This window comes from Okeania sp. SIO2B9, from assembly GCF_010672505.1.
Lineage (GTDB): Bacteria > Cyanobacteriota > Cyanobacteriia > Cyanobacteriales > Microcoleaceae > Okeania > Okeania hirsuta.
Genome location: NZ_JAAHGK010000363.1, coordinates 1 through 6077, shown reverse-complemented (window position 1 = coordinate 6077; position 6077 = coordinate 1). Strand labels below are relative to the sequence as shown.

Sequence of the window (6077 nt, the reverse complement as noted above, 5' to 3'; positions counted from 1 at the left end):
TCCTTGACCGTTTAGCAGAAGAGTTATCTTGTATTCCTAATATTTGCCTGCAAGTCAAAATTTTACCCGACCCTAATAAGTATGGGTGGAGTATACCAGAATTAATTACTGACTTATCACAGTTAAATCAATGTCAAAATCTTAAAATTAAGGGTCTAATGACTATTCCACCCCAAGGATTAGATCATGGGCAAACCTTATCAGTATTTGAGAAAACTCAGGAGTTAGCCCAGGAAATTAGCAAAAAAAATTTGTCTAATCTAAATATCCAGGAACTTTCAATGGGAATGTCAGAAGATTATAATTTAGCCATAACTGCTGGTACAACTATGGTCAGACTAGGTAGAATTCTATTTGGTGAGAGGAGGATTACACACAAGAAGGTTGAAAGCTCCTCGCCTTTAGGCAGGGGATGAAAATGACGGTTCGGGATTTATCCCGCCGAAGTGATAAAATTAAAGTTTGAGTAAGGGTTTCATCTGCACTTGGAACTGTCCTAGTACGGAGAAATCCTGGTAAATTAAGAAACAACGTTTGATACATTCAACGCAAGCAATGGCAGGATAGGGAGTGTACCATTTTGGCATAGTGATAGAACCTCCCGAAAGCTAACAATGTGAATACAAGTGAGTTTCTAGGGGCGCTTTGACTGGTCTGACCAGGATAAGTCTGGGTGACAGCTCAGAACAAGCAAGCAAGCAATATGTATTTGTCCCGTTGCGTAGCATCCGCTTAAAATGCCTGTATCTTTAAATTATCGGGGAGAAGTCATTAAATCTGAGGACTTATGATTGTCTAGAATGTGGCTGATCAATAGACCGCGACTTGAATGCGTCAATTAATTTAAAAAAGCGAGTGCGTAATTCTGAGGAGACCTCAGAATGTAAGACGCACTCAAGAGGTGCGGTAGGTTTGACCGTTAATGCCTGTGGATGAGTAACTGCCGACGGTCTCACAAGAAGCAGGAAGTAAACATCAATTCGTCACTTTTTGTGACGTGTTGTGTCAGTTTTATGAAGCAGAAGTCAAAAGGACTGATATGCTATCACATGCAACTTAAAAAGTAAAAATAGTAGTAAACTACCCACGATTAAGCTACCTTGGGACAATAGTCCGAATTTGACAGTAGCGAAGGAGTAATTTAATGGTGAATGGTCTTTTTTCCAAACTAAAAGATTTTGTAGGACTCAACGAACAAGTTGAGTACGAATATGATTACGATGAAGTGGAAGGAGAACAATATCAAAGTGTTTATCCTCCACAACAGCAACCTCCTGCTGCTATACCAGTAGCAGAAGAGGAAAATCGCAATAGTCGCCGATTAAGAAATAGGGCCACTACTGCGACAACAACGACAAGCAGCACAGGTATTACTGGAGCTGTTAAATCAGAATCTGGAATGGGATCGGTTATGAACAATGTAATTGGAATGCCTGGCGCTTTAAATGGAATGTCAGAAGTTGTGGTTATGGAACCACGAACTTTTGAAGAAATGCCTCAAGCAATTCGTGCTCTACGGGAGCGCAAGTCCGTGGTTTTAAATTTGACTATTATGGACCCAGACCAAGCTCAAAGGGCAGTGGACTTTGTAGCAGGTGGTACTTATGCTCTGGATGGTCATCAGGAACGTATCGGAGAAAGTATTTTTCTGTTTACACCAAGCTGCGTACAAGTCAGAACTCAAGCAGGTGTAATCAACGAGATGCCTCAGACTCAAACACGCCCTCGTGTGGGAACTTCTGGGTCTCAAGTTTGGCAACCAGATCAAATTCAAATGATGCAATAATAGCTGAGGAATTTTGGGTATGGGGTCACAAACAAATATAATTAGCGCTAATTATATATATCTATCTAATACCAATTCACTCTAAGGATGTCACAAATAGTCAGCAACTGAATGATGTGGAATAATAGGCTGAAATTACTGTGTAGTTAATACTTTAAGTCTATCAACTTTTACTTCGCGCCTTCTGTACGGGCGAATGGCCATTCGCCCGTGCTGACTTCTAACTTCCGTGAAACGGTATAGGAACCCATTATCAATTCCCTATTCATACATTTTAGTTGAAAAATAAGGGGTTGGTGATTTGAAGTATGATATCATATCCCTATGGGGGTGCGATAGAACTCCGTTCCGCGCTCCGCGACCAAAAAACTTTCTTCTTCTATTCCTCTTTAATTCCCTCCTGACTCCTAAGTAGTTAAGACTAATATCATGCACGCTATTCAGCAACGTGAAAAATGACAACTGCAAAGTTTGGTTTAATTGGTGGTGGGGTAATGGGTGAAGCTTTATTATCCCGACTGCTGGAACAAAAAATTTATCAACCCTCAGAAATTTTAGTTAGTGACCCGCAGCAACAAAGGCGAGATTTTTTAGCACGGGAATATGGTGTAGAGGTAACTACTGATAATCGTTTGGTGGTGACTACTACAACGGAAGCTTTGTTACTGGCGGTTAAACCTCAAATATTTGATACCATAGCATTGGAATTGGCAGACTGGCAAGTTGGTGGCGAGACTATATTGGTAATTTCAATTATGGCAGGTGTACCTCTACAAAGGTTGGAGGCAGCTTTCCCATCGCGACCTATGGTAAGAGTCATGCCTAATGCTCCAGCGACAGTGGGTGCAGGAATGAGCGCGATCGCTCCTGGTAAGCATGTTCAACCGGAACATCGGGAGTTAGCTACTCGCATTTTACGGTCAGTAGGACAGGTAGTGGAAGTTCCAGAAACTTTAATGGATGCAGTTACGGGTTTATCTGGTTCCGGACCTGGTTATGTGGCAATTTTAATTGAGTCCTTGACAGATGGGGGAGTTTGTGCTGGTTTGCCTAGAGCGATCGCTTATCAGTTAGCATTACAAACAGTTTTAGGTACGGCAGTTATGTTACAGGAGTCGGGAATGCACCCCGCACAGTTGAAAGACCGGGTAACAAGTCCTGGAGGAACAACTATTGCCGGAATTGCGGAATTAGAAAGTTTGGGTTTTCGTTCTGCTTTAATTGAAGCAGTGGTGGCGGCAACAGAAAGGTCTCAAGAATTAGGCAATAGTTAAATAGGGTTTGGGAGTAGGAGAGTAGGGGAGTAGGGGAGTAGGGGAGTAGGGGAGTAGGAGAAATATTTGGTAATGGTTGAAGATGGAACATTTTTTATACCGAATTAAACGGATTTGATATAATCCAGCATTTTAGCTGTGTCACGCCACTACTGGACTCCTGATTCCTGAGTCCTCCCTTATTAAAACACGGCGTTGGTGAAAAGAGGTATGATATTATGTCCGGATAAGAGCGCGATAGAACTCCGTTCCGTCTACGTGGCAAAAAAAACTTTCTCCTTCTACTCGGGGTTTCTTCTTCTTTCTTCCCTCCTGACTCCTGAGGACTGACTCCTGACTCCTAAAGAATCAAGATTAATATCATACACTAATTTACCAATGCCTAAAACACAATTTCCGGATGAACTAACTCAAAACCTTCATCCCTCAATTTTTTATTTGATACTCTAGCATTAAAAGGTCGCATTGATGAGGGAGAACCATCCCAAGAAACTTTTTCTAAACCTTGATATTTATGTAAACTATCAAGTAATTCTTTACCTTTGATTGGTACATCATTAACTAAGTTGTAAATACCCTGCAACTGTCTGTCTATAGCAAATTCTACAGCACCGACGATATCATCTAAATGAATCCAGTTTGTGACATCATCACCAGTACCAGGGCGAGTTTTGCCTCCCCACCTACTAAAAATTTTTATTAGCTCTCTACCAGGACCGTAAATTCCCCCTAAACGGAGAATACAAACTCGTTGCTGGGGAGTGGATGCAGATAATAATACTTGTTCTGTTTCGTGGAGAATTTTTCCGTTGTCAGTGGAGGGGTTAGCGGGGGAATTTTCATCTATCCATTCACCATTTTTGTCACCATAAACTGAGTAACTACCTGTGTAAATTACTTGTTGAATATTGGGAGTTTTTTTCAAGGTGGCAACTAGAGTTTGGGCAGTTTCTAAATAGGTTTGTTTGTACTCCATGCCAATATGAGAGCGAAAACCGACACTCAATAATACCATGTCTTGGTTTTGCAATACATCCTGCATCGCTTGGGGGTCATTGCCTTTCATTACTACTACTTGTGAGGTTATATTTTTTAGTTCTGAAACTTTTTCTGGAGTAGTAGTAGTCACTGTTACTTGATGACCGTTTTGACTCCACAATTTGGCAACTTTAGTGCCTACATAACCACAACCGATAATTGCTATTTTCATTCTGTTATCCAATATATTACTTACAGGACTTACGGATGAACACTAAATCAAGTGAGGGCGTTAGCGGAGCTTTGCGTTAGCAAATGCCATTCGCCCCTACATATGGCGTTTTCAAGGTTAATTTGCGTAAGTCCTGACTTACTTTTATTAAGTAGATGGGCATAAATAAACGCAATATTAGAGGGCGGGTTTTTAGAACTAGATTGCGCTTAAGTCAAGGCTTTCGGTTAAACCCGCCCCTACAATTTTTTAATGTTTAATTAGAGCTACCTACTTACTATTGTTATAATACAATATGATCGCTTTTTTTGATAGTAGTTAAAGTCTTAACTATCATTGTCATTATTTATGTGAGAATTGTATCGGTATTACTAATATTTGAGAAGTGGCATTTGCTGTAAAAAATATTTATCAAGGGGTTGAAAAGCATATAGGAGAGTATGGAGGAAAAAAATGAAGTTATGTCTATCAAAAAGGCTTCTCTTCGTTATCAAGATGAAAAGTCAGATAAGGTTTATGAAGTGGAAATAGTTTACCATGGTTGGAACAAATATCAGGTTAATTTTTCCTATGGTAGAACTGGTCGTAAGCTTAAGAGTGACACCAAGACAAAAACTCCTGTTTCTTTAAATGAGGCGGAAACAATATTTGATGAGTTAGTTAATTATAAACAGAAAAGAGGGTATAATATTTCTGATTTTCAACATATTTACTACGAATATTTATTAGAAATATCGTTGCCTGAAAGACAGAAAATTATCAATTAAATTAAGCAAAAAAAAGTCAGCAATTTTTGAAATGAGCTTAAAAAAGCAGGGTTTAATATTAGAGAATATTTGGCAGAACTTGACTTAAGTCATACTAATTTAAGTAATGCTGACTTAAAGGGTTGTAACCTTTATAAAAAAAATTTAATTGGTGCATATTTAAGGGGTGCAAAACTTCAAGGTGTTATTTTAGAAGAAAGTAAAATTGATGAAACGACACAAATTGATTCTAAATGGCGATTAGTTTGGAAATTAGTTAATTTAGGAGGAGAAAATCGGGATTTAAAGGGAGTCGATCTGAGTGATATTGAGATTAATTTTATCGACTCTGATGATGATGATTCACGGGTCAATTTAACTGGAGCTAATCTTGAATGTGCTAATTTTAGTAATTCTGGTTTATATCAATTTGATTTTACTAATGCTAATCTTAAAAATGCTAATTTAAGTGGTTCTGAACACGCTTTTTTAGCAGGTGCTTGTTTGATAGGTGGAGATTTAAGTGAGACTTGTTTTATTACGGGTTATTTTAATGATGCTGTGTGTATTAATACTAATTTTAGTGGAGCTTCTTTTTGCCATGATGATTCACATTTTAGAAATGCTAATTGTAGAGGGGCAAATTTTCAGGAAGCACATTTTACTTTAGGTGAAATGAATGGGGCAAATTTTAGTTATGCAAATTTTTTAGGTGCAACAGGTTTAGATAATTTTTTTGTTAGTGCTATTATGGAGCTACTTACAGAAGAAGTAAATTTTCAAGGTGCTAATTTTACAAATACGGATTTATCAGGAGTGGATTTTACTCAGATTAAGTTGATTAATTTAACTGGAGTAATATTTGACGGAGCGAATTTAAAAAATGCTAATTTTTCTGGTTTAAATTTAAGTAATACTTCTTTTAAAAAAGCGAATTGACAAGGAGCAAATTTAGAAATTTGTAATTTGGCTAATGCAGATTTAACTGATGCTAATCTTGAGGATGTTAACTTAAAAGGAGTGATTTTTGAATAGATTTGTCATGGGTAATCCTCACTATA

The 6077-nt window shown here is 38.2% G+C and carries 6 protein-coding genes and 1 pseudogene; 6 read left to right on the top strand and 1 reads right to left on the bottom strand.

Annotated elements, in window-relative coordinates; translation table 11 throughout:
• The 3 genes from F6K13_RS14470 to proC form a co-directional block, all read left to right on the top strand.
• Nucleotides 1-416, top strand: a 416-nt coding sequence (locus F6K13_RS14470) for a YggS family pyridoxal phosphate-dependent enzyme (RefSeq protein ID WP_287287696.1), incomplete at its 5' end; no start/stop codon positions are given.
• A gap of 731 nt (nt 417-1147) precedes the next feature.
• The gene (locus tag F6K13_RS14465) at nt 1148-1786 is read left to right on the top strand and encodes a cell division protein SepF (RefSeq protein ID WP_192901305.1); all 639 of its coding nucleotides are present in this window, start codon (nt 1148-1150) and stop codon (nt 1784-1786) included.
• Nucleotides 1787-2241: 455 nt separating this feature from the next.
• On the top strand, nt 2242-3060 hold the full coding sequence (gene proC / locus F6K13_RS14460) for a pyrroline-5-carboxylate reductase (protein ID WP_124155373.1): 819 nt from the start codon (nt 2242-2244) through the stop codon (nt 3058-3060).
• 382 nt (nt 3061-3442) lie between these two features.
• On the opposite strand, the gene F6K13_RS14455 is transcribed toward proC, so the two are convergent.
• Nucleotides 3443-4270, bottom strand: a complete 828-nt coding sequence (locus tag F6K13_RS14455) for an SDR family oxidoreductase (RefSeq protein ID WP_124155372.1) — start codon at nt 4268-4270, stop codon at nt 3443-3445.
• A gap of 461 nt (nt 4271-4731) precedes the next feature.
• Here F6K13_RS14455 and F6K13_RS14450 point away from each other — a divergent pair, with 461 nt between their 5' ends.
• The 3 genes and pseudogenes from F6K13_RS14450 to F6K13_RS35165 all read left to right on the top strand — a co-directional run.
• Nucleotides 4732-5037 (top strand): WGR domain-containing protein, encoded by a 306-nt coding sequence (locus tag F6K13_RS14450; protein ID WP_161565063.1) that lies wholly within the window; start codon nt 4732-4734, stop codon nt 5035-5037.
• Between the two features lie 69 nt (nt 5038-5106).
• Complete coding sequence (locus F6K13_RS14445) at nt 5107-5955, top strand: pentapeptide repeat-containing protein (RefSeq protein ID WP_124155370.1); 849 nt, start codon at nt 5107-5109, stop codon at nt 5953-5955.
• Nucleotides 5956-5967: 12 nt separating this feature from the next.
• Nucleotides 5968-6051, top strand: a pseudogene (locus F6K13_RS35165) (pentapeptide repeat-containing protein); the annotation flags it as partial.
• Nucleotides 6052-6077: the final 26 nt, after the last annotated feature.

Coding starts and splice junctions, on each gene's coding strand:
- F6K13_RS14450 (WP_161565063.1), top strand. CDS start 4,732: ATGTCTATCAAAAAGGCTTCTCTTCGTTATCAAGATGAAAAGTCAGAT.
- proC (WP_124155373.1), top strand. CDS start 2,242: ATGACAACTGCAAAGTTTGGTTTAATTGGTGGTGGGGTAATGGGTGAA.
- F6K13_RS14455 (WP_124155372.1), bottom strand. CDS start 4,270: ATGAAAATAGCAATTATCGGTTGTGGTTATGTAGGCACTAAAGTTGCC.